The sequence below is a fragment of the Aquidulcibacter paucihalophilus genome (genome assembly GCF_002105465.1).
Classification (GTDB): Bacteria; Pseudomonadota; Alphaproteobacteria; order Caulobacterales; family Aquidulcibacteraceae; genus Aquidulcibacter; species Aquidulcibacter paucihalophilus.
Genome location: NZ_NCSQ01000041.1, coordinates 1 through 22039 on the forward strand (window position 1 = coordinate 1; position 22039 = coordinate 22039).

Below are 22039 nucleotides of genomic sequence, written 5' to 3' on the forward strand. Positions count from 1 at the left end.
TTAAGTGACGCGCTCTTCGCGCCCCGGCCCCTCTGCCCTTAACCCAAGGGCAAAGCCAAACCCCCGGAGGTCTCTTCCTCGCGGGGCAAAAGGTGTGTGCAGTCAAACTGGTGCCTAAGTTCGACAAAAGCGCTTCCTAAGGCTATGACGGTGTGAACCTTTCCACTGGAAATTAGATATGACTTGGACGCCCTCATCCTGGCGCGCATTACCTGCCCGCCACATCCCAACCGACTATCCCGATCCGGCAGCCTTGCTGGCGGTGGAGCAGCGCTTGGCCAAGAAGCCGCCCTTGGTGGTGGCTTCTGAGATTGAGAAGCTGAAGGCAGAGCTTGCACGCGTCTCTAAGGGCGAGGCGTTTTTGCTGCAGGGTGGGGATTGTGCCGAGAGCTTTGCAGAGTTTGAAGCGGATCGCATCACCCGCTATTTCCGCGTCTTTTTGCAAATGGCGGTCGCTTTGACTTTTGCGGGTGGCAAGCATGTGGTGAAAGTTGGCCGTGTTGCAGGCCAGTTTGCCAAACCGCGTTCAGAGCCGACCGAAGTGATGGATGGCGTCAGCCTGCCATCTTATCGCGGTGACAATATCAATGGTGCAGCCTTTACCCCAGAAAGCCGGATCCCCGATCCTGAGCGCTTGGTTGAAGCCTATAATCAGAGCACGGCGAGCTTGAACTTGCTGCGCGCGCTGGCAACCGGTGGCTATGCCGACCTTGAAAACGTCAATCGTTGGAACCTGAAATTTGCCAAGAAGCAGGGCAAGGCGTCTGCTGAATATGTGAAATTGTGCCACCGGATCGAGGAAAGTCTTGAGTTTATGGATGGTTTGGGTCTGAGTGGCCCTGCAGGCATTGCCACCGATACGGTCGATTTCTTCACCAGCCATGAGGCCCTCTTGTTAGGCTATGAAGAAGCTATGACGCGGCAAGACCAATTGTTTGGTTCGGGGGCCTATTATGACACCTCTGCCCATATGGTGTGGATTGGGGATCGGACGCGCCAGCTGGACCATGCGCATGTGGAATTCTGCCGAGGCATTGCCAATCCCATTGGCGTCAAGTGTGGCCCAAGCCTCGATGGGGACGAGCTTTTGGCCCTGCTCGACAAATTGAACCCCAAGAATGAGGCGGGCCGTATTGTGCTAATCGCCCGATTTGGCTCTGACAAAATTGCTGCTGGCTTGCCGAAATTGGTCCGCAAAGTTACAGAAGCCGGCCGCAGTGTGGTGTGGTCGTCAGACCCCATGCATGGCAATACGCTTAAAACCGCCTCTGGCTATAAGACGCGGCCGTTTGAGCGGGTGGCGAGTGAAGTCAATGATTTCATGGATATTGTCCGCGCCGAAGGGGCCTATCCGGGCGGCGTCCATCTGGAAATGACCGGCGATGATGTGACCGAATGCACGGGTGGGGCAACGCCTGTGACGGAGGAATCCTTGTCGAGCCGCTATCGCACCCATTGCGATCCGCGCCTGAATGCCGACCAAGCGATTGAGCTGGCCTTCACCATTGCCAACGGCCTGCGCGAAGGCCGTCAACAACGCCGCTTGGCGGCAGCAGGGCTTTAGTCTAAGCCCTGCTGCTCGAGGTGGCTTCAATGCTGATGGCCGCTTTGGCCATGATGGTCTTGATCGCCTTCGGTCTTTTGGGCTGGGTTTTCCACCACGGGCAAGGCAAAGCTGACTTTGCGATTGCCTTCAAAGGTCAATTCGACCGGAAAGCTATCGCCCGGTTTTAGGGGGGTCTTGATCCCAAACACCATGAGATGTAGGCCGCCCGGTGCCAAGACAGCTGTGCCTTTGGCGGGGATTTCGACCTGTTCCACTTGGCGCATTTGCGCCATGCCATCGGCCCCTTTGAGATGGGCATGCAGCTCAATACGCTCGGCTTTTGGGCTGGTGGCTGCTACCAGCTTTTGGACCTGATCACTGCCATTGGTGAGGGTAAGATAGCCGGCCGTAACATCGCGGCCATTGGGCGGCACACGCAGACGTGGCTCACTAACCTCCACCCCGTCAATTTTGGCGACTGCCTGCATCGGGGCAGGGGGCGTCTTGGCGGGCTCGCACGCAGTCAAGCCGGCAATGGCAATCCAAATAAGGGGTAAAGCTCGAACAGATAAGGTCATCAATTCCTCCTAAAGGGGGGCGGGCTGGGTAAGGCCCAGAAAGCGGCGGGTAATGGGAAGCCTGCTCAAAATGAGCCGCTCGAGAAGCGCAATCAAGAAGAGGCACGCTCCAAGCACCGGCAGGAATAGGGCAAAGGCCAAGATCAAAAGACCAATGCCCACACCAATCTTCTGGTCGGGAATCGGGGGCGGTGCGCCCAACACGCCAGAAGGTGCCCGCTTGCGCCACATCACAAAAGCCGACACCGACAAAACGACCAAACCCAAGGCTGTGAGGACGCCTAAGGCTTGGTTCAATGGGCCAAATAACTGGCCTTCATGCGCCGCAATCCCGATGCCGACAGCCTGATCAATCACATGCTTGTCGCCAAACCCCTCGCGGCGCACTTCGCTTCCGTCTTGGGCGCTAAAGGCGATTTCAACGCGGCTGATGCGGTCGCCAGCCATAGATCGCGCCATCCAATGAGGATTTTTCGCGTTGGGCGGGGTAATGCTGACCGGAGGGGCAAGCCGAGCCGCTCGCGCACTGGCGGCAATGTCATCGACATTGGCGACATAATAAGGGGCATCATGGCCGTGATGGGCAAAGGCCTCTGCGGTCGCGGCCCGTTCAGCAGCCCGGCTTTGCGTCCAGTCCTTGGAGATGGCAGCCGTTCCCGTCAGATCTCGCACCATGTCAAAGCCCTTGCCCCACACATTGGTCCACGGCAGGCCGGTGATGAGCAGGAAGATGGCAAAGAAGGATACCCACATCCCGGTGACGGCATGTAGGTCGCGCCAAAAAATTTTTGGCCCGGCCGTGAGGCGTGGGATCAAGACCCCGCGCACGCCTTGGGCGGTTCGGGGCCACAACAGATAAAGCCCCGTGACCACCATCACAATCGCCCATGAAGCTGCCAGCTCAACAATCAGCGAGCCATTATCCCCCATCAGCAATTCTCCGTGTATCGTACGCACAATTGCCATCAAACGCTCTTCGCGGGGGATGGTTTTAAGGACTTCTAGGCTCGTGGGATGCACATAGACAATCGTATCCACCCCACCCTTGGTCACCAGTATTTGGGCGGCGTCGGTAGGCCCGTCGGGCAAGCGATAGGATTTGAGGCTCGACCCCTCAATCTGGGCTGTGGCGACTTTGACTTGTTGGCTGACAGGGGCGGTAGGCCCGGTCAGAACCAGATTGTTATAGGGCCTATCCAGGGCTGCCTCGATCTGGGGTTTAAACAGATAAAGGCTACCGGTGATCGACAAGAGGATGATGAAGGGAATGCAGAAGAGGCCTGCATAAAAGTGCCACCGCCAGAGCATGCGATAGAGGCGGGCCCGTTTTTCTGGCACGGATGGCGCGGATTGAAGAGGCGATGCGATGTCAGTCATCTGGGTCTCCTACCGTTTCAGCTTCACGTCGAACACAAAGGTCCGCTGGGGCAGCGGGTGCGAGACATAGGCTTGGTCGTTATTGAGATTGTCGATCCCGAAATTGAACTGGACCTTGTCGGTCACGTCATAGGTCAAGCGGGTATCGAGGAAAAAATATTCGGTTTGGAAGCCATAGACACTGCCTTCTCTGCCGAAGAGATCGGAGGTTGGGGTTGTCGCATGGCGCCAGCCGAGCGACGCGCGCCATTTCGGACTGATTTTGTAGCGGAAGTTCCCACTCGACCGCCATTCTGGAATGCGGGGGAAGCGTTTGCCTACCGTCTCTGGATTGGCGAGATTACGCACGGTGGTTGCGTCCATTTTGCTGAGGTTGACATTCATGTCGAGGCCATCCACCCACAGGTCCTTGGCTTCGAAAATCAGCTCCACACCCGATTGGGTGACGAGGTCGACGTTCTTAAAGCGCGAGACGACCGTGCCAAATTGATTGAGGCCACTAAAGGAGAAAATTGCGTCCTCAATATCCTGATAGAAGGCACTGGCCGTGACTTGGATCGGGCCCAGCTGGCCCCGGCCCATAAGGGTCATGTCCGTAGAGCGCTCGGGCCGCAGATTGGGGTCAAAGCTTTGCGGATCGATTTCGCGCGTGATGTCATCGATCCTGCCTTGGAACAATTCACCGACGGTGGGGAAGCGGGTTGCGCTGCCCAGCGAGAGTTGCACCACAATGCCCTCGACAATTTCGGCTTGGATCGACGTTTTTGGGCTAAACGCGCTATCGGTGCGATTGGGGTAGGTGTCTGCCAGCCGCGTCGTACCCGATTGGCGGGCAATCGAGCCGTCAAAGGCTCGCCAGCGGTCATACCGGCCGCCCAGGGTCAAGGTGAGTGTGTCGGTCAGGTCAATGGCGTCCTCCACCCAAAGCCCGAAGGACTCGGTCTTACCCGCCGTGGCGGAGGCAAAGGTTTGGCCACTGGCCGCACGCCAATTGGTGGTGTTGAAAGTGTTTTGGGCGGTCTCGTACCGATTGGCATTCAGGCCAAAACCAAGGTTATGCCGACCAAAGCTTTGGTCAAAAGTGATATCGGCGGCATACCAACCTGGATTGTCTTGAACCTGATAGGTGCCCGCCCCATTGGACTGGCCCGTCAGATAATCGCGTGAGGTTTTGGTATTCCAAATCGGCATCCAATAGCGCGATAGATTGGTGCGCATATCCCACCCCGCCAAATGACCTGTAAGCTTGAGGCCCGCCAGATATTCTGTGCGTTCAAAAAGAGACGAGGTTAGACCCGTGGCATTCCAGATCTGGTTGTTAAATCGCACCCGGCCTTGGCCGACCAGCGTTCCATTGGCATCTTTCAAGAAGGTGCGTGTGTCGGCCAAGGTTTGGTCTGTCGTCCACCCAAACAGCATCGCATCTGCCGTCCAACCTGGAGCAAAGTCATAAGCTACCCGCACGCGCACCTGGTTTTGCACCACATCCACGGGCGAAGCCGCACCAAAAACCGGGGTTGCCAGCTCAGGATCGACAAAGGCACCGGTTACGCTCGTCGCAGCAGCGGTTCCTGTTGCTGGCGTCAAAAGATTATAGGTCATGGACTGGCCGACATTGTCGAACCGGCGGAACCCCGCGCGCACGCGCAGCTTGCCATCCTGTGCCACATAAGTGCCGCCACCTTCCACGCTATAGCCCGTGAAGGTTTCATCAAAGCCATATTCTTTGAACGGCATCACCATGGTTTGAGCGTTCAGATAGGCCCCGGTCTTTTTGGGCTCTTCGGTGGTGATCGAGACAACTCCACCCATGGAATTGCCGCCATAGCGGGCAGAATAAGGGCCATAGACAATGTCGAACTGGCGCACGTCGGCCGGGCCAACCACATTCCATTTGGGTGAGAAAGAGAAGGAGTTACCGAGGAAGTTGGAGACCAAAAAGCCATCCACCATCACAATGGTTCGCGCGCTTTGAACCGTATTGGCCCCGCGCAAGGCCACCACAGCGTTATCATCGCCAGCAAATCGTTTGCGGACAAAGAAGTTTGGCGCATATTTCATTAAGTCTTCGACATTGATGGCGTTGATGGCTTCAAAGTCAGCCCTACCGAGCGAGACCGACAGGCCTCGCGGCACCACCGTAATCGGGGTCTCGCGTTGACCAACCACAATGATGGTTTCGGTTGGTTTTTCAGCTTCTGTGGTCGCTGTGTCCTGCGCCCATAGAGCACTGGGGGTCGACAGACAGGTTGCGGCCAACAGGGCCTTACTCATAAGCAGATTGCGCCCACGCGGCGCTTTAAACAGGGAGGTCATGGTATCGTTCCAAGGTGAGAATCACAGGCATGCCAATGGCAAGCCATCGGCGCGGAGAGAGGTCTCAGGCTTGGAGGGGTGGACCGGTCTTGGGTGGTGGTGGGGCGGCAAGGCCTAGGCCCGGGGCGACGATGAGCTCTAGATCGGAAGCGACCTTCCTCGTGGCCACAAACGTCACAGCAACACTGGCTGCCGAGGGGGCAGTCAGCGCGGTGCCTTGGCCGGCAAAGGTACAGGGATGGCCGTCATGGCCGCCCGGAAGATCTTGACCGTCACCGGCGTGACCTTGTTCGCCATGGGCCACGATTTGCCCATCACTATTCATAAAGGCGGTGACATTGCCTTGAGCCGTACAGAGCACAATGGGGGTCAGGCCCGCAGCCAAAGCTTGGGGAGCGACCATAAAGCCAGCCGGTATGGCCACCTTGATCGCAATCGCCAGCAACCCCACCATTAGGTGGAGCTTATTCAGCCAAGAGGTTGTGGCAGAGCTGCGGCGCATAGGGCCTCGCTAGGCAGGCTGAGCGCAAATGTCCAGCCCGATTGGCACTCACGCTTGCGTCAGCAAGCCCAGAGGATCAGGCGGATTGGACCCGCAAGCTGGGGTCCAAATTGCGGCCACGCCACCGCATTCTCCAGCATAAATGCGGCCCTGTTGCGCGACCCTTCGAGCCGACATAGCCGATTAAAGTACCCGGTGTGACACGTTGTCCCACCTCAACCGCTAAAGCGCTTTGGTGCAGATAGGTGGTGATCAGGCCTTGGCCGTGATCAATCGCCACCATGCCGCCTTCAAAATGCATGTCAGGCTCTGCTAGCACGACAAAGCCACTGGCCGGGGCATAGATTGGCGTGCCTCGGGGGGCGCCCAGATCAATGCCGAAATGAGGGCGTTGGCTTCGGCCATTCAGCATACGGGTTGCGCCCCATGGGCTTGTGATGCGCACGTCATCCAAGGGCCAGCGGAAGGTTTCTTCAAAGCCCCGCGCGATGGGATTGTTGCTGTCAAAAGCCTGACGCTTCAGGGCTGCATCAGCCTCGATGCGGGCTAAGGCCTCAGCCGGGGGGTCGATCGTGGCAGAGGGAAGGCCGCTAACGCTGGTGACCGGATAGGCGCGCGGGGCAACTTCAAGGCCAAAGCGGGCAATCGTGTCGCCTAGCGAAATCGCAATCAAGGCTTGGGAGGGGGCGTCGCGGTCAAAGCCCATCACAAACCGGCCATCGCTATCGGCTTGGGTAGCAATGCCACTGGCGTCAATCTTGGCCCCCGGTACGGTCTTACCAATCACAACACCCGATTGTTGCGGGGTACCGGAAAAGCTGAATGGCAAGGGGGAATGAAAGGATTCAGGGGATTGGGCCAAAGCTCGGTCACACCCGCTTGAGAGGCCCGTCAGGCCAAAGAGCCCACCAAAGACAAGGGTTCGTCTGGCAAGATTGGTGTTGAGATTTAGGCGCGGGCGTTCACTTGTTTCCAGCGCGCCGTCGCCGCTGCTGCATCCACATAAGCTTCCTGCAGTTCGACCGACCAATAACGTAAATCCTCTAGCGGGATGGGCTTGCCTGTCACCGCACAGCGCACAAACTTCCCCGGCCGCACAATGCTAATTTCGGGCGTCCCATAATGGACTTGGGCGGCACCATCGCCAAAAGAATTCAGATGATCAAGCATGTGTGTCACTTTAGGCGAACTTTGCCTTTGGTGCTAGTGTTTGAAGCAACCCGACAGCCTATTTAGACGGATCATGGGCCTTAGCGCCTTTTTGTCGGCGTTGTCTCTGCTGTCCCTGCCGTTTTTTTTGACAATTGCGTGGCATCGGGCAATGTGCCTTGGTTGATCGCTGCTTCCACCGCATCCCTGGCCGCTTTGTCAACCAAGGCATCAAATGCTTTTTCCTTGAGAGCTAATTCGCCTGCCGTGAGGCTGGGTGTTTTACCGAGCAAAACATCTAAAGCTGCAGCTGGCGTTCTGGCTCCATACATAATCGCATAGTTTTGTGTGACGAGAATAGGCGTTTGGCTCGTATTGCGGCCGGGAAGATCTGTAAAGCACGTCATGGTGTAGCTATAAGCGCAGTAAACTGGATAACCGCCATCTCGAACCGCCTCGTAGAGGTCGCGCTCCATGCCGCCCCGCCATATCAGGCCCATAGGCAAATCAGGAGTGATTTTTCCATTTCTCCAAGGCGGGAGTTTGGACGCCGGGAACGGGTCAAGCTGAAAAGCTGTCTCAAACCGGCGGACCTGATCTAATTCAGGATTGATGTCCTTCGACACGAGCAAAAGATTACTCTCCAAGCTGGAGGTCACCCATTGATTGTGTCTTTCCCAAACGCCCTTTCTCGGCTGTGTCCATAAAGTCAGAACAACGGCACCTACGCCCGTAGTGCACTGCCCATCATAGGCCGCAATCATTCTTTGTTCTTGGCCGGTGGTTTCCGATGGCGGCAAATTTCGCATCGTGGCGACCGCACACCGGCCCGTCTTTGATAGCTCGTTATTGAACTTGGCCATGTCGCGCTCGGTCGGGCCACCAAGCGTGCTTGCCGATGAAATGTAATCCTCCCAGCGCGCCAGATTTGCCTGCTGACTTTGGGCGGTTGAGAATGTTGGGGCCAAGCTTGCACCCACTAAAGCAAAGGCGGAAATCCATGGCTTTGCCATAACATACTCCAAATTTAAAAAAAATCTATCCCACTACTCTAGGCAGCGCTTAGTCTTTGTCAACCAGAAGCAGATCGCCCAAACAAAAACGCGCGAGCCTTTGGCCCGCGCGTTTCAAACTGAAGGAGTAAAATTTAGCGATTAATGATGGGCACATAATCGCGTTGGGTGGCCCCGGTATAGAGCTGACGAGGGCGACCAATCTTTTGGGCGGGGTCGCTGTTCATCTCGTCCCATTGGGCGATCCAGCCCGTGGTGCGGGCCAGAGCAAACAGCACGGTGAACATTTCCACGGGGAAGCCCATCGCCTTCAAGGTAATGCCCGAATAGAAGTCGATGTTGGGATAGAGCTTGCGGCTGACGAAATACTCATCATTCAGCGCGATTTTTTCAAGCTCCATGGCGACTTTCAAAAGCGGATCGTCCTTCACGCCAACTTCGGCCAGCACTTCGTGGCAGGCCTGCTGCATCACTTTCGCGCGGGGGTCATAGTTTTTGTACACACGATGGCCAAAGCCCATCAGACGCACACCCGAATTCTTGTCTTTCACTTGGGCAACAAAGTCAGGGATATTGTCGACATGGCCGATTTCCTTCAGCATGTTGAGGGCGGCTTCATTGGCCCCGCCATGGGCAGGACCCCACAGACATGCGATCCCGGCCGCGATACAGGCAAAGGGGTTGGCCCCCGAAGAACCCGCCAAGCGCACGGTCGAGGTCGAGGCGTTTTGTTCGTGGTCGGCATGCAGGATGAAGATTTTCTCCATCGCTTTGGCCAGCACCGGGTTCACGACATAGTCTTCGGCAGGAACGGCAAAGCACATGCGCAGGAAGTTAGCCGCATAGCTCAATTCATTACGCGGGGTCACAAAGGGTTGACCCAACCAGTATTTATAGGCGCGTGCCGCAATGGTCGGGATCTTGGCGATCAAGCGGTGCTGGGTGATTTTGCGCTGGACAGGGTCATCAATGTTCAAGCTGTCGTGGTAAAAGGCCGACAAGGCCCCCACGGTGCCAACCATGACCGCCATGGGGTGCGCATCGCGACGGAAGCCTTCAAAGAAGCGGTCGAACTGGGCATGCAACATCGTGTGATAGGTGATGTCATGCTTGAACTTATCAAACTCGCTTTGGTTTGGCAGATGGCCTTCCAACAAAAGATAAGCCACTTCCAGGAAGTTCGACCGCTCAGCCAATTGGTCAATTGGATAACCGCGATGCAGCAAAATACCTTCGTCGCCATCGATAAAGGTGATCTGGCTTTCGCACGAAGCGGTAGAAGTAAAGCCTGGGTCGTAAGTAAAGGCACCGGTCTCTGCATAGAGTTTGCGGATATCGATCACATCAGGGCCGGTGGCACCGCCATAAATTGGCAAGTCAATCACTTTGCCTTCGAAATCAAGTTTAGCGGTACCCTTTGGTTCTGCTTTGCTTTCCATATTTAAGCCCTCTTGTGTTTTGCTTGTAACCACAGTTTCCACGACAGAAGTTTACATCACGTCTCCAAGACGCGCTAAGCTTTCATCTCTGCCTAATAGCTCTAAGGCGATTGCCAAATCTGGTGCTGGAAGGCCACCCGTCAGTGCAGCGCGCAGGGGGGGACCAATTTTGCCAAAGCCAATGCCCTCTGCTGCAGCAAATTTATCCAACGTCGCTTTGATCTCGGTATGATGCCAGTCCGCAAGAGCAGCCAAGATAGGATGTAGGCGCGCGATCCGGCCGAGGGCTTCTTGCGAGAGTGTCTTTTGCACTTTCTCGTCGCGCGGCAAGGGGCGGGCGGCGAGGATGAAGCCAAATTGGTCATAAAGCTCGGGCAGGGTTTTGGCCCGGTCTTTGAGATGGGCCATCGCAATGGCAAGGTCGTGGTCCGACTGGGCTATCTCAGGCTTGCCAGCACGGGCTGCATGTTCGCGCAGAAGAGCCACCAAGCGGTGGTCATCGGCCAAACGCATGAAATGGGCGTTGACGCTGCCCATTTTGGCAAAATCCAGTCGCGAGGGGCTTTTGCCCAGCCCTTCAAGATCAAACAGCTCCAAAGCTTCTTCGGTGCTGACAATATCTAAATCACCCTTGGACCAGCCAAGGCGCAACAAATAGGCCCGCATGGCTTCAGGAAGATAGCCCATGTCGCGATATTCTTCGACACCCAAAGCCCCGTGGCGCTTTGACAGCTTCTTGCCATCATCGCCATGGATCAAGGGGATGTGGGCATAGGTTGGAACCTGCCAGCCAAAAGCGTTGATCAAGGCCGTTTGGCGGGCGGCATTGGTTAAATGGTCATCGCCCCGAATGACATGGGTGACACCCATATCATGATCATCCACCACAACGGCCAACATATAGGTTGGCGTTTGGTCTGAACGAAGGAGAATGAAATCATCAATCTCGCGACCAGCGGTTGTCACCACACCCTGAACCTTATCCTGTACGCGAATGAATTCATTCTCGCTCGGTGCCCGCAGGCGGGTCACAAAAGAGGCTCCCTGGGGCGGGGTGCCATGATCTGGGTTGCGCCACGGTGAACGGAAGGCAAGGCCTTGGGCCCGCGCGGCTTCTTTCCGGGCGGCTTCTTCGTCTTGGCTCAAATAGCAACGAAACGCTTTGCCGGAGGCTACTAAGCTTTCGGCGGCTTCTCTGTGGCGGTCTGCGCGGGCAAATTGAAACAGGGGTGGGCCATCGGCTTCTAGGCCCAGCCATGCAAGGCCATCCAGAATCGCTTGTACCGCCGCATCGGTCGAACGCTCGCGGTCGGTATCTTCGATCCGCAACAGATATTTGCCACCTGCTTTTCGTGCATAAAGCCAGTTGAATAATGCCGTCCTTGCCCCTCCAATATGGAGGTAGCCCGTTGGCGATGGCGCGAACCGCGTCACAACATGGGTGCCAGTGGCTTCGTGTGTGTGAACTGTCGTTTCGGTAGGAGCATGCATGATGGCTTGGGCTTCTGAAAAAGAGGCAAATCACAGGACGAAACAGGCCAATCAACTTGGCCTCAGCCGCCTCATAACACGCCACCGTGAAGGTGAAAGTGATCTACGCACTTGGATGCAGGATCGGTTACAGGAAATTGCCGATCAAGACCGCGATCGGCTGGTCTTGTGGCTGCCGGTTGGCTTTGCCTGTGGCTCCGGGGCAACCTGTTCGGTTCGGGCTGATGATCCGGCCCTAGCGTGGGTTGTGTCGACGTTTCTTGCTTTGGGTCTGTGGTTCCTCTGTGTTGTGATTGCGCAGAAATCCAATCGCATCAGTGTATCTAAGGGCTTGTTTGGTCTTGGCCTTGTGGCACTGTTTGCGGCGGCCTGCTTGGGTGGTGGGGCTGCCGGTCTGTTGCGGGCCGAAGCGGCTAAAGCCCCGCGGGTTTCAGAGGTCAAAACCCCTGTGACGGTCACCGGCTTTGTCGAACAGATTGACCGTACGCAAAGGGGGGCTTGGCGCGCCAAGTTGTTGGTCGACTCGCTCTCACAGACACGCAGGGACGCGACCCCGCACTATGTGCGCATCGCCCTCGCCCAAGACGAGCCGCCAAAGCCTGGTCAAAAGGTCCGGTGCCAAGCTATTTTGAGGCCGCCCCCCGGTCCAGTGGTGCCTGGTGCCTATGACCATGCGCGGCGGGCTTGGTTTCAAGGTTTAGGCGGTGTTGGTTATGCGCTTCAACCTTGCGCGGTGATCGAGTCTGATGCGTCGGTTGCCCACTCGATCCAATTCACCCTCGCATTGTGGCGGGCGCAAGCGGCCCGCTCTATTGTCGAGGCGACACGCAGTGACGGTGGCGGGTTTTTGGCCGCTGTAACTACAGGCGATCGGGCGTGGTTGAGTGATGCAGATGTGCAAGCGTTGCAAGCCTCGGGTCTCTCCCATGTGATTTCTGTTTCAGGGCTGCATGTCGGCTTACTTGGTGGCTTGATTTTTCTGGTGGTTTGGAAGCTGGTTGCCTTTTTTCCGGTGCTGGCTTTGCGCCTTGATGCCCGAAAGATTGCAGCCGTTTTCGCCTTAATCTTTACCGGGGCCTATTGCGTCTTCACGGGGGCAGAGGCCCCGGCCGTTCGCGCTTTCATCATGTCCGCCATCGCTTTTGGCGCAATCTTGTTGAACCGCAAGGCGATCTCGATGCGCGGTCTTGCTATCGCAGCCATCTGTGTCCTCGTCGCCCTGCCAGAAAGCGCCATCGATCCGGGCTTTCAGATGAGTTTTTTGGCAACCGCGGCTTTGGTTGCCATGTGGGAATTATGGGAGCGGCAGCGAGAAGGGAGTCCAGAGATTGGCGTGGTCCGGCGTGTGGCCATTTGGGTTGGCGGGGCTGCAGCGACCAGTGTGGTAGCGGGGCTTGCGACCGCACCTATTTCTGCAGCGACCTTTGGGCGGGTGTCGGTTTGGTCGCTACCAGCCAATTTGTTGGCCGCCCCGATCCTTGATTTTTGGGTGGCCCCTATGTCGGCGCTTGCAGCAAGCCTTGCGCCCTTTGGCCTTGATGATTGGGCTTGGCAGGCAGCGGCAGCGGGCTTGAGTATCACCTTGAAGATCGCGCGTTGGATCGCCGAATTGCCCGGTGCCAATGCCGATATCGCCTGGACACATGCAACCGCCCCGGTGACTTTAATCTTGGCGATCTTGTGGTTGACGCTTTGGCGATCTTGGTTGCGACTTTTGGCGGTTCTTGCCATCCTTGCTGGACTGATGATTTGGGCTTTAGGCCCCAAGCCAGTTGCTTGGATCGGGCCAGAGGGCCGGGCGATTTTAGCGACACCCCACGATGCACCCCCCAGCCTCTGTCGCACCTCAGGCGGGCGATTTGATGCGACGCGCTTGTTGGATAAAGCGGGCGTGCCCCCGGAAGAGGCCGCGCGCCTCTTGCCTGAAGGCGAACATCGGCTGAAACGGACGTGCTGGCTTGGGCAAGGCGATTGGGAAGCCCGCTATGTCTATGCAGGGCGCGGACGTGGTGTCCTTGGAATTAGCTTTAACGGCACGTCCTATGCTTTTGGCCGCGGTGATATTCCCGGTGGTGCCCTGTTGATGCGGGATGGCTGGCGGCTTTATTTCTATCCAGCTCCGCCAAGGCGAGGGCCGTGGGCCAAGCCTATCGGCGACGCGAATATGGTCGACCAAGGCGCAGAACCGCTCTTGCTAAACCACGAAGAATAAAGACCTGAGCGCGGTGCACTCAGGTCTTTTGTTGGCGTGTAGCGCGAGATCTAGCGGCGCGGCGGCGGCGCAATCTTGCGCGGCTCCGCAAGGCGACGGTCGAGATAGGTGGCGGCCCGCTCCCGCAAGAGGTCCAGCTCATTGCGATAGAAATGGTCAGCGCCTTCGATCATTTCCCATTCCACCAATTCGCCCTTTTGCGTGCGGATCTTAGAAGCTGAACGCTCTAGATCGGCAGGGGGCGAGACTTGATCGTTAGAGCCATAAAACATCATGCCAGATGAAGGGCAGGGAGCTAGGAACGACAAGTCATAGTGGTTGGCCGGTGTCGCAACGGTGATGAAGCCATCAATTTCAGGTCGCCGCATCAGGAGTTGCAGTGCGATATACGAGCCGAAGGAATAGCCTGCGACCCACGTCACTGGGGCCACTGGGTTCTGGCCTTGCAGCCAATCGAGCGCACTGGCCGCGTCAGACAATTCGCCTTGGCCATTATCAAAATTGCCTTGGCTGCGACCCACGCCGCGGAAATTGAAGCGCAACGTAGAAAAACCACGTTCGACAAACAATTTATGCAACATGACGGTCACGCGGTCCTGCATCGACCCGCCAGCTTTGGGATGGTTGTGAAGGATCAAAGCGATCGGAGCATTTTCCGACTCTGCTTGATTGTATCGGGCTTCGAGACGCCCAGCGGCGCCGGTAAGGATAAGTTCAGCCATGATGCTCAGTTTAATTCTTGACCTATGAGGTCGGGAATACTAGGTCCAGTAGAAGACCGGAACGGGCTCGTATCATAGGCCTATATCAAAAAGCCAAGATTTTCCGCAATGGCGCTGCAAAGTGTGGAAAAAGCGCTGAAAGGACTGCCGCAATGGAATTGTCGACCAAGGGACGTTACGCTGTGATGGCGATGGTGGATTTGGCGCTGAATAGCCCTGAAGTAGGCTCTGGCGCGCGTTCGGTCAATTTGGGCGAAATCGCCGAACGCCAGGAGATTAGCCAGTCCTATTTGGAGCAATTGTTCGCGCGTCTGCGCCGACGCGGACTTGTTGAAAGTGCCCGTGGTCCCGGTGGTGGCTATCGCTTGGCCGCCGCACCCGAACAGATTTCCATTGGTGCCATTATGCACGCCGTTGAAGAACCCTTGAAGGTAACACGCTGCGATGCCCACACGCGTGCCGGCTGCCTCAGTGGCAACCGCCGTTGCATGACACATGATTTGTGGGACGAGCTGTCGCGTCACATTAGTCAGTTCTTAGGGGCGGTTACTTTGGCTGATGTGTTGGCGCGCCAATTGCCCGGCAAAGCAGATCAACTGGCTCACTTTAACCGCGCCGCAGCCGAATAATGGTTCGCCTCTACGCAGATCATAATGCAACTTCGCCGCTTCGACCCGAAGCGCGGGATGCGATGCTGCGTGTCTTGGATCTTGGCGGCAATGCTTCTTCTGTCCATAGCGAAGGCCGCGCGGCCAAGCGTGCCTTAGAAGACGCGCGAGAAAGCTTGGCCCGCACTTTGGAATGCGGTCCGGATGCCGTGACTTTTACCAGCGGAGCTACCGAAGCCCTGCATCTTGCAATGGAGAGCGCCAAGCGCATGGGCTTTGGCCCGATCTATGTTTCAGCTGTCGAGCATGATGCAGTCTGGTCCTATGCGCAAAGATTATGGCCAGATGCGCAAATCATCCCGGTCAATGATGGTGCACTCATTGATGTCGACTGGTTGGATCATGCGTTCAGGGTTCATGGCGGCCAACCCTTGGTTATCGCGCAAGGTGCCAATAATGAGACCGGCACCATCCAACGCATAGATGCGATTTCAACACGCGTCCGTGCTGCGGGCGGTGCATTATTGTGTGACGCAGTCCAGCTTTTGGGCAAGGTTTCTGTTGGCCAATTTGCGGGGCTTGCGGACTGGCTAGTGGTGTCTTCTCATAAGATTGGTGGACCAATGGGGGCGGGTGCTCTCGTCGCCGCTCCGGGGATTGAAGTCGTCAACAGTCGTGCTGGTGGTGGACAGGAACGGGGTGCCCGCAGTGGAACTGAAAACGTTGCTGCACTTGCAGGCTTTGCCGCTGCGGCTTCGGTTGCATGCCGCGACGAGGCGGTGTTGGCCTTTCAAGATTTAACCTCGCAAGCCCGTCATGGTTTTGAATTGGCGGTTGCCACAACGTTGCGAGATGTTGACTTTGTCAGTCACGGGGTCCGTCGCCTAAACAACACCTCGTGTGTGTTGGTCGATGGTTGGGAAGGTGCCCGCCAAGTCATGGCCATGGATTTGGCTGGGGCTGCCGTTTCGGCAGGTTCTGCTTGTTCGTCGGGTAAGGTTAAAATGTCCCGCATTCTGAAAGCGTGCGGCTATAGTGACAGAGCCGCGGCCTCGTCTATTCGCGTCAGTTTTGGCTGGTCCAGCCGCATCGAAGATGGTGCCCGCCTCGCCGAACTCTATCTACAAGCTGCAGCCCGCGCTGGCTGCGCGCTTTCCACCCAAGCCGCCTGAAAGGCACCCTAACCCAATGCCCGCAGTAAAAGAAACCATCGAAACCGTTGAAAGCATTGCTGAGTATGAGCATGGCTTTGTCACCGATATCGAAATGGAAATGGCTCCCAAAGGCCTGAATACCGATATTGTGCGCTATATTTCGGCCAAAAAGGGCGAACCTGAGTGGATGTTGGAATGGCGCTTGGCGGCTTATGAGCGCTGGCTGACCATGCAAGAACCAAGTTGGGCCATGGTAAACTATCCCACCATCGACTTCCAGGATTCCTATTATTATGCCGCGCCAAAGGCCAAGGTTGAGCTGAATAGCTTGGATGATCTCGATCCTGAGATTTTGGAAACCTATAAAAAGCTCGGCATTCCCTTGCGTGAGCAAGAGGTCTTGGCAGGGGTTAAAGGGGCGCCGCGCATTGCAGTCGATGCTGTTTTTGACAGCGTTTCGGTGGCGACCACGTTCCGGGAGGAGCTGGCAAAGTCGGGCGTGATTTTCTGCTCTATGTCTGAGGCCATCAAAGAATATCCAGACCTCGTGCGGCAGTATCTAGGTACAGTGGTGCCCGTGACGGACAATTTTTACGCCACGCTTAATAGTGCGGTCTTTTCCGACGGCACCTTTGTCTACATCCCACCCGGTGTGCGCTGCCCGATGGAATTATCGACTTATTTTCGGATCAATGCCGCTGATACGGGGCAGTTTGAGCGCACATTAATCATCGCCGACAAGGGGGCCTATGTCTCGTACTTGGAAGGCTGCACAGCACCGATGCGCGATGAAAATCAGCTCCATGCCGCCGTGGTTGAGTTGGTGGCCCTTGATGATGCCGAGATCAAATATTCCACCGTGCAGAACTGGTATCCAGGCGACAAAAATGGTGTAGGCGGAATCTATAATTTCGTGACCAAGCGTGCTGATTGCCGGGGTGCGCGCTCCAAGGTGAGCTGGACGCAGGTGGAGACAGGTTCTGCCGTTACATGGAAGTATCCATCCTGCATCTTGCGCGGCGATGAAAGCCAAGGGGCGTTTTACTCCATCGCCATCACCAATGGCCACCAACAAGCCGATACCGGCACAAAGATGATCCATTTGGGGAAGAACACCCGGTCGCGCATTGTCTCCAAGGGTATTTCGGCGGGCAAAAGCAACAATACCTATCGCGGTCTGGTCAGTGCGCACGCAAAGGCCAAGGGTGCTCGCAATTTCACCCAATGCGACAGTCTTTTGATTGGCGATCAATGCGGTGCCCACACCGTGCCTTATGTGGAAGCCAAAACGCCCTACGCCACGTTCGAACATGAAGCGACGACGACCCGTTTAAGCGAGGATCAACTGTTTTATTGCCGCCAACGTGGCCTGCCAACCGAAGATGCCGTGGCGCTATTGGTCAATGGCTTTGTTCGCGAAGTTCTCCAAGAACTGCCCATGGAGTTTGCGGTAGAAGCCCAAAAGCTGGTCGCAATCAGCCTTGAGGGGAGTGTGGGGTGACCACCATCACTGCCATCGACCATGTACAAATCGCCATCCCTGTGGGTGGCGAAACGGTCGCGCGTGCGTTTTACGCCGATCTGTTGGGACTAACCGAAGTGCCAAAGCCTGCGTCCATGGCTGCGCGTGGTGGGGCTTGGTACCAATCGGGCGGCGTGAAGGTCCATTTGGGAGTGGAGCAAGATTTTCGCGCTAATGACAAGGCCCACGTCGCGTTTCGCGTCGCCGATGTGGCTGGCCTTGCCAACCAAGCACAAGTGCGCGGATTCAAGGTCAAACATGACGACGAACTCCCCGGCCATATTCGTGCCTTCCTCTATGATCCATTCGGCAATCGGATTGAAATCCTCAAGCCACTTGGGGAGGCAACATCATGTTAGCGTTTTTACCAAAGGGTTTCCACGCCAAGAGCTTGGATCGCTTTGTCCGAGCTAATCAAGGTCAGTCTCTCATTGCGCGCTTGGGCCGCAATCAACCGATCCCACGGATCGCGATTGATCAAGGGCAATCGACTGGCAGCAGCAGCGTGAAATGGAGTGATCGAGAGCAACTCGATGTCGGCTTGGACCAAATGGGCAGTTATGTCGAAATCAACCGGAAGCGAGAGCTTGCCAAGCGCGAATTTGAAGTTGATCTCGTAGATGCTGGCAACGCTTGCACAGACCCGATTTGCCGGATCTTGAATCAAAGCGCGAATGGAAGGCTTAATCCTGTCCGGCATAAACAGCCCAAACAAGATCGCATTTGTATCGAGCAGATAAGCCACGCTCAGCCTTTGGGGGTAAACGGCTTGGAAGCTTCGGCCACGCCCATTTGTTTGGCAGGCTCAAAGCCTGTGATCGCTTGCTCGCTGAACCAAGCATCCAATGGTTCGGGCTCTAAGGCGTCTTCCGGGATCGGCCCTAGATGGGCAAGCCTTCCAAAAAGATTGGCTCGACTTGGCTTGGCCAAGTCCGGTCCATCCGCAGAAATCAGTCTGACCGCCTCTTTCCCCTTGCGCGCAATGAAAACGGCTTCGCCGCGTTCTGCCCGCTCAATCAGTTCTGAGAGTTTCGCCTTTGCTTCAGCCACATTCATCACGGTTTTCATGAAGCTTATGTACCAAAAATCGACCACTTGGTCAATTAACTTGGTCCAACTGAGCCGTGCTGGAGCTATGTCGTGACCCAGTCGATCCGCAAATTAAGCTCCGAAAATCCTCCCACCAGAAAGACCCTCTCATGTTGAACATCAACAATCTGCAAGTCGAAGTCGGCGACACCTCGATCATCAAAGGGCTCACGCTTGCCGTGCCGGCCGGTGAAGTGCATGCGATCATGGGCCCCAATGGGGCAGGTAAATCGACTTTGTCCTACGCGCTGACGGGGCGTGATGGCTATGAAGTTGTCGGTGGCAGTGCAACCCTCAATGGCGAAGACTTGTTGGATCTGGCTCCAGAAGAGCGCGCGGCAAAAGGCTTGTTCCTGTCGTTTCAATATCCGCTTGAAATCCCTGGTGTGCCGACCTTGACCTTTTTGCGCACCGCCTTGAACGCCCAGCGCAAAGCGCGCGGCGAGGGCGAAGTCAGCGTGCCGGACTTTATGAAATTGTCGCGCCAGGTCGCCAAGAAATTGGGCGTCACGCCCGACATGATGAAGCGACCTTTGAATGTTGGCTTCTCGGGCGGTGAAAAGAAGCGGATGGAAATTTATCAAATGGCGCTTTTGGACCCTCGTTTCATGATCTTGGACGAGACCGATTCTGGCCTTGATATTGACGCGCTTAAAGTGGTGTCTGAAGGTGTGAACGCCTTGCGCGGCTCTGATAAGGGCATGCTGGTTATTACCCATTATCAGCGCTTATTGGACCACATTAAGCCAGACCGTGTGCATGTTTTAGCAGGTGGCCGCATCGTCGATAGTGGTGGGCCTGAATTGGCGCTCGCCCTCGAAGCCGATGGCTATGATCGTTACAAGGATGCCGCTTGATGGCTTTCGCGGAATTGAAGCTTTCATCGGGTGAAACCGCGCTGTTAGAAGCTTTCCCACCGACAGAGGCCGGGCAGGCGGCGCGGGCCTATCTGGGTGCGGCAGGCTTACCTAACCGCCGCGTGGAAGCCTTTAAATGGACCGATGTTCGCGCTGCCCTTTCAGAGGGCAAGCCCGAAGCGGATGGGTCGGCGGGCCTGATCCCAGACTGCCTGCAAGACGCTTTGGTGTTGGATTTTGCCCCTGATGGCTTTGGGCTTGAAGGGGAAAAAGATCAGGGCCTGATTATTGAGACCGAAGACAGTTTGCCGATCGAGGGGGCAGGCCCTCTGGCGTTGCTCGCAGCTGGCTTTGCACCCCGCGCGGTGGTTTTGCGAGTGACAGCAAGCCAAAGTCGACCCGTCGTGTTGCGCCGCCATCCAGGTGCGCCGATGCGCGTTCGCGTTGAGATGGATGCAGGTACACGGTTGAACTTGGTTGATACGGGGCTTGCGACGGCTGGTCTGTCAACAGGCCTCATCGAGATTGAAATCGGCCAGAATGCGGAATTGGTTCGCTATAGCCTGCAGGATGGCAAGCTAAGCGCGATTGATTTGACACAAGCTATCGTCACCGTCGCAGAAGAAGGGCGCTATCACGCGATTTCGCTGGTGTTTGGCGGCAAGCTTGCGCGCGCCGAAACCCAAGTTGTTTTGGCAGGGGTAGGGGCAAACTGCTTGATCCATGGCGCGTACTTGCTCTCCGGCCAGGCCCATGCCGACATGACCACAAAGGTCGTTCACGCCAGTCCCCATGGGCAGACGCGGGAATTGTTCAAAGGAGCCGTGCAAGACAAAGCGCGCGGCGTTTTTCAAGGCAAAATCCTCGTTGAGCGCGCTGCCCAACAAACAGATGCGCGGCAAAATCACCATGCCCTTATGTTAAGCGAAGGGGCGGAAATCGACGCCAAGCCAGAGCTTGAGATTTACGCCGATGATGTCCAATGCGCCCATGGTAATACCATTGGTGCGCTGGATGATCAGGCCCTGTTTTATATGCGTCAGCGCGGCATTCCCGCGGCGCAGGCCAAAGCCCTCTTGGTCGAGGCCTTTGTGACAGAGGTATTTGATGCCATCGACCACGAAGGCGTGCGCACGTGGTTTTCAGGATTGGCGCGGACATGGCTGGAGGGACGTGCACCATGAACGCCCAAACCCCAACCCCATCTGTTGCCTTTGATGTCGCCAAAGTCCGGGCGGACTTCCCGATCCTGACGCGGCAGATCCATGGCAAGCCCTTGGTCTATCTCGATAGTGCCGCCAGCGCGCAAAAGCCTGAAAGCGTCATCTCCGCCATGGCGGATTTCCAGCGCACGTCTTACGCCAATGTGCACCGCGGCCTACACACCTTAGCCAATGAAGCAACCCAAGCGTTCGAAGATGCGCGCGCCAAAGTTGCGCGCTTCATCCATGCCGGAAGTGCGGATGAGATTGTCTTCACCAAAAGCGCGACCGAGGCCATCAATCTGGTCGCCGCAGGGATTAGCCAAAGCCTTAAACCTGGCGATGAGATTGTCATCTCTGAGATGGAGCATCACGCCAATATCGTGCCGTGGCACATGGCAGCGCAGCGCTCCGGTGCTATCTTGAAATGGGCGTCCATCACGCCACAAGGCGCACTTGATATGGACACACTGGCTGCCCTCATCGGTCCACGCACCAAAATGGTGGCAATCAGCCATATGTCGAATGTGTTGGGATGTGTGCAGGATTTGGCGACAATCGTGGCTCTCGCCCATCACGTTGGCGCGCAAGTCCTGATCGACGGCTGTCAAGGTGTCGTGCACCAAAAGGTTGATGTGCAAGCCATTGGGGCTGACTTCTATGTCTTTTCCGCCCACAAAATCTATGGGCCGACAGGAATTGGCGCTCTTCATGGCACACCAGAGGCGCTGAACCGTCTGCCGCCTTGGCAAGGTGGTGGCGAGATGATTGAGATCGTCTCCAAAGAGCTGATTACCTATAATGTGCCGCCCTTCCGGTTTGAAGCCGGCACCCCCGCGATTACCGAAGCGGTAGGCCTTGGCGCGGCAGTTGATTGGATGATGGCGCAAGATCAAGCGGCCATGCACGCCCATGAACTGGCCTTGGTGGATCATGCCATGAAATCGCTACGCGGCATTAATGGGATCAGCCTCTATGGCACCGCGCCGGGCAAGGGCGGGATCATTGCGTTCAACATTGATGGGGCTCACCCCCATGATGTGGCCCAAGTTCTCGACCGTTATGGCGTCGCAGTTCGGGCGGGCCACCATTGTGCCCAACCCTTGATGAAGGCCTTGGGCGTGACTGCTACCGCACGGGCGAGCTTTGCCGCCTATACCAGTTTTGACGATGTCGACGCCTTTATCGAAGCGCTTGCCAAAGCGCGCGATTTTTTGCTGTGAGGGCCACCCATGAGCGATGAAACCACCACCCAAAGAGAT

At 56.5% G+C, this 22039-nt stretch carries 21 protein-coding genes; 9 read left to right on the forward strand and 12 right to left on the reverse strand.

Going from position 1 to position 22039, the window contains the following annotated elements:
• Positions 1-178: 178 nt before the first annotated feature.
• Positions 179-1564 (forward strand): class II 3-deoxy-7-phosphoheptulonate synthase, encoded by a 1386-nt coding sequence (locus B7364_RS03805; RefSeq protein WP_085338616.1) that lies wholly within the window; start codon positions 179-181, stop codon positions 1562-1564.
• 26 nt (positions 1565-1590) lie between these two features.
• Here the strand turns inward: B7364_RS03805 and B7364_RS03810 are convergent, their stop codons facing one another.
• The 9 genes from B7364_RS03810 to gltX all read right to left on the reverse strand — a co-directional run bounded on the left by B7364_RS03810 (position 1591) and on the right by gltX (position 11411).
• Positions 1591-2124, reverse strand: coding sequence for a copper chaperone PCu(A)C (locus B7364_RS03810; protein ID WP_085338617.1), 534 nt, complete (start codon positions 2122-2124; stop codon positions 1591-1593).
• Positions 2125-2133: 9 nt separating this feature from the next.
• The gene (locus tag B7364_RS03815) at positions 2134-3501 is read right to left on the reverse strand and encodes a PepSY-associated TM helix domain-containing protein (protein WP_085338618.1); all 1368 of its coding nucleotides are present in this window, start codon (positions 3499-3501) and stop codon (positions 2134-2136) included.
• A 9-nt stretch (positions 3502-3510) separates the two neighbouring features.
• Positions 3511-5817, reverse strand: a complete 2307-nt coding sequence (locus tag B7364_RS03820; RefSeq protein ID WP_232780798.1) for a TonB-dependent receptor — start codon at positions 5815-5817, stop codon at positions 3511-3513.
• A gap of 64 nt (positions 5818-5881) precedes the next feature.
• Positions 5882-6319, reverse strand: coding sequence for a DUF2946 family protein (locus B7364_RS03825; protein ID WP_085338619.1), 438 nt, complete (start codon positions 6317-6319; stop codon positions 5882-5884).
• A 76-nt stretch (positions 6320-6395) separates the two neighbouring features.
• Positions 6396-7181 carry a M23 family metallopeptidase gene (locus B7364_RS03830; protein WP_232780799.1) on the reverse strand — a complete coding sequence of 262 codons (786 nt, stop codon included), beginning with the start codon at positions 7179-7181 and terminating at the stop codon, positions 6396-6398.
• Between the two features lie 86 nt (positions 7182-7267).
• Entirely contained in the window at positions 7268-7489 is a 222-nt protein-coding gene (locus tag B7364_RS03835) for a DUF2093 domain-containing protein (RefSeq protein ID WP_085338620.1), read from the reverse strand.
• Positions 7490-7569: 80 nt separating this feature from the next.
• Positions 7570-8481, reverse strand: a complete 912-nt coding sequence (locus tag B7364_RS03840) for a hypothetical protein (RefSeq protein WP_085338621.1) — start codon at positions 8479-8481, stop codon at positions 7570-7572.
• A gap of 134 nt (positions 8482-8615) precedes the next feature.
• A complete protein-coding gene (gene gltA / locus B7364_RS03845) occupies positions 8616-9920 on the reverse strand; it encodes a citrate synthase (protein ID WP_085338666.1) in 1305 nt (434 codons plus the stop codon).
• A 51-nt stretch (positions 9921-9971) separates the two neighbouring features.
• Positions 9972-11411 carry a glutamate--tRNA ligase gene (gltX, locus tag B7364_RS03850; RefSeq protein WP_085338622.1) on the reverse strand — a complete coding sequence of 480 codons (1440 nt, stop codon included), beginning with the start codon at positions 11409-11411 and terminating at the stop codon, positions 9972-9974.
• Between gltX and B7364_RS03855 the strand changes: the two genes are divergently transcribed.
• Positions 11410-13623 carry a ComEC/Rec2 family competence protein gene (locus B7364_RS03855; protein ID WP_085338623.1) on the forward strand — a complete coding sequence of 738 codons (2214 nt, stop codon included), beginning with the start codon at positions 11410-11412 and terminating at the stop codon, positions 13621-13623. The two genes, gltX and B7364_RS03855, sit on opposite strands and share 2 nt — an antisense overlap.
• A 50-nt stretch (positions 13624-13673) precedes the next feature.
• On the opposite strand, the gene B7364_RS03860 is transcribed toward B7364_RS03855, so the two are convergent.
• Entirely contained in the window at positions 13674-14345 is a 672-nt protein-coding gene (locus B7364_RS03860) for an alpha/beta hydrolase (RefSeq protein ID WP_085338624.1), read from the reverse strand.
• A 152-nt stretch (positions 14346-14497) separates the two neighbouring features.
• Here B7364_RS03860 and B7364_RS03865 point away from each other — a divergent pair, with 152 nt between their 5' ends.
• From B7364_RS03865 to B7364_RS03880, 4 genes are read left to right on the forward strand one after another with little or no spacing between them, the layout of a single operon-like run.
• Positions 14498-14974, forward strand: coding sequence for an Rrf2 family transcriptional regulator (locus B7364_RS03865; RefSeq protein ID WP_085338625.1), 477 nt, complete (start codon positions 14498-14500; stop codon positions 14972-14974).
• On the forward strand, positions 14974-16125 hold the full coding sequence (locus B7364_RS03870; protein ID WP_085338626.1) for a cysteine desulfurase family protein: 1152 nt from the start codon (positions 14974-14976) through the stop codon (positions 16123-16125). The genes B7364_RS03865 and B7364_RS03870 overlap by 1 nt, the downstream gene beginning before the upstream one ends.
• A 16-nt stretch (positions 16126-16141) precedes the next feature.
• Positions 16142-17608 carry a Fe-S cluster assembly protein SufB gene (sufB, locus tag B7364_RS03875; protein ID WP_085338627.1) on the forward strand — a complete coding sequence of 489 codons (1467 nt, stop codon included), beginning with the start codon at positions 16142-16144 and terminating at the stop codon, positions 17606-17608.
• A complete protein-coding gene (locus B7364_RS03880; protein ID WP_085338628.1) occupies positions 17605-17988 on the forward strand; it encodes a VOC family protein in 384 nt (127 codons plus the stop codon). Before sufB ends, B7364_RS03880 begins: the two co-directional genes overlap by 4 nt.
• A 5-nt stretch (positions 17989-17993) precedes the next feature.
• Here the strand turns inward: B7364_RS03880 and B7364_RS03885 are convergent, their stop codons facing one another.
• Together B7364_RS03885 and B7364_RS03890 are read right to left on the reverse strand one after the other, a co-directional pair.
• Positions 17994-18374: a type II toxin-antitoxin system VapC family toxin gene (locus B7364_RS03885; protein ID WP_085338629.1), complete on the reverse strand. Its 381-nt coding sequence runs from the start codon at positions 18372-18374 to the stop codon at positions 17994-17996.
• A 2-nt stretch (positions 18375-18376) separates the two neighbouring features.
• Complete coding sequence (locus B7364_RS03890; protein WP_085338630.1) at positions 18377-18697, reverse strand: type II toxin-antitoxin system Phd/YefM family antitoxin; 321 nt, start codon at positions 18695-18697, stop codon at positions 18377-18379.
• Positions 18698-18828: 131 nt separating this feature from the next.
• Here B7364_RS03890 and sufC point away from each other — a divergent pair, with 131 nt between their 5' ends.
• The 3 genes from sufC to B7364_RS03905 are packed head-to-tail and all read left to right on the forward strand — an operon-like array spanning position 18829 to position 22000.
• Positions 18829-19575, forward strand: coding sequence for a Fe-S cluster assembly ATPase SufC (gene sufC / locus B7364_RS03895; protein ID WP_085338631.1), 747 nt, complete (start codon positions 18829-18831; stop codon positions 19573-19575).
• Positions 19575-20759, forward strand: coding sequence for a Fe-S cluster assembly protein SufD (sufD, locus tag B7364_RS18100; RefSeq protein WP_085338632.1), 1185 nt, complete (start codon positions 19575-19577; stop codon positions 20757-20759). Before sufC ends, sufD begins: the two co-directional genes overlap by 1 nt.
• Complete coding sequence (locus B7364_RS03905) at positions 20756-22000, forward strand: aminotransferase class V-fold PLP-dependent enzyme (protein ID WP_106407550.1); 1245 nt, start codon at positions 20756-20758, stop codon at positions 21998-22000. The genes sufD and B7364_RS03905 overlap by 4 nt, the downstream gene beginning before the upstream one ends.
• Positions 22001-22039 lie beyond the last annotated feature (39 nt).

What these genes read in the sequence shown, in the direction of transcription:
- B7364_RS03805 (WP_085338616.1), top strand. Translation starts at nt 179, where the DNA reads ATGACTTGGACGCCCTCATCCTGGCGCGCATTACCTGCCCGCCACATC.
- B7364_RS03810 (WP_085338617.1), bottom strand. Translation starts at nt 2,124, where the DNA reads ATGACCTTATCTGTTCGAGCTTTACCCCTTATTTGGATTGCCATTGCC.
- B7364_RS03815 (WP_085338618.1), bottom strand. Translation starts at nt 3,501, where the DNA reads ATGACTGACATCGCATCGCCTCTTCAATCCGCGCCATCCGTGCCAGAA.
- B7364_RS03820 (WP_232780798.1), bottom strand. Translation starts at nt 5,817, where the DNA reads ATGACCTCCCTGTTTAAAGCGCCGCGTGGGCGCAATCTGCTTATGAGT.
- B7364_RS03825 (WP_085338619.1), bottom strand. Translation starts at nt 6,319, where the DNA reads ATGCGCCGCAGCTCTGCCACAACCTCTTGGCTGAATAAGCTCCACCTA.
- B7364_RS03835 (WP_085338620.1), bottom strand. Translation starts at nt 7,489, where the DNA reads ATGCTTGATCATCTGAATTCTTTTGGCGATGGTGCCGCCCAAGTCCAT.
- B7364_RS03840 (WP_085338621.1), bottom strand. Translation starts at nt 8,481, where the DNA reads ATGGCAAAGCCATGGATTTCCGCCTTTGCTTTAGTGGGTGCAAGCTTG.
- gltA (WP_085338666.1), bottom strand. Translation starts at nt 9,920, where the DNA reads ATGGAAAGCAAAGCAGAACCAAAGGGTACCGCTAAACTTGATTTCGAA.
- B7364_RS03855 (WP_085338623.1), top strand. Translation starts at nt 11,410, where the DNA reads ATGATGGCTTGGGCTTCTGAAAAAGAGGCAAATCACAGGACGAAACAG.
- gltX (WP_085338622.1), bottom strand. Translation starts at nt 11,411, where the DNA reads ATGCATGCTCCTACCGAAACGACAGTTCACACACACGAAGCCACTGGC.
- B7364_RS03860 (WP_085338624.1), bottom strand. Translation starts at nt 14,345, where the DNA reads ATGGCTGAACTTATCCTTACCGGCGCCGCTGGGCGTCTCGAAGCCCGA.
- B7364_RS03865 (WP_085338625.1), top strand. Translation starts at nt 14,498, where the DNA reads ATGGAATTGTCGACCAAGGGACGTTACGCTGTGATGGCGATGGTGGAT.
- B7364_RS03870 (WP_085338626.1), top strand. Translation starts at nt 14,974, where the DNA reads ATGGTTCGCCTCTACGCAGATCATAATGCAACTTCGCCGCTTCGACCC.
- sufB (WP_085338627.1), top strand. Translation starts at nt 16,142, where the DNA reads ATGCCCGCAGTAAAAGAAACCATCGAAACCGTTGAAAGCATTGCTGAG.
- B7364_RS03890 (WP_085338630.1), bottom strand. Translation starts at nt 18,697, where the DNA reads ATGAAAACCGTGATGAATGTGGCTGAAGCAAAGGCGAAACTCTCAGAA.
- sufC (WP_085338631.1), top strand. Translation starts at nt 18,829, where the DNA reads ATGTTGAACATCAACAATCTGCAAGTCGAAGTCGGCGACACCTCGATC.
- sufD (WP_085338632.1), top strand. Translation starts at nt 19,575, where the DNA reads ATGGCTTTCGCGGAATTGAAGCTTTCATCGGGTGAAACCGCGCTGTTA.
- B7364_RS03905 (WP_106407550.1), top strand. Translation starts at nt 20,756, where the DNA reads ATGAACGCCCAAACCCCAACCCCATCTGTTGCCTTTGATGTCGCCAAA.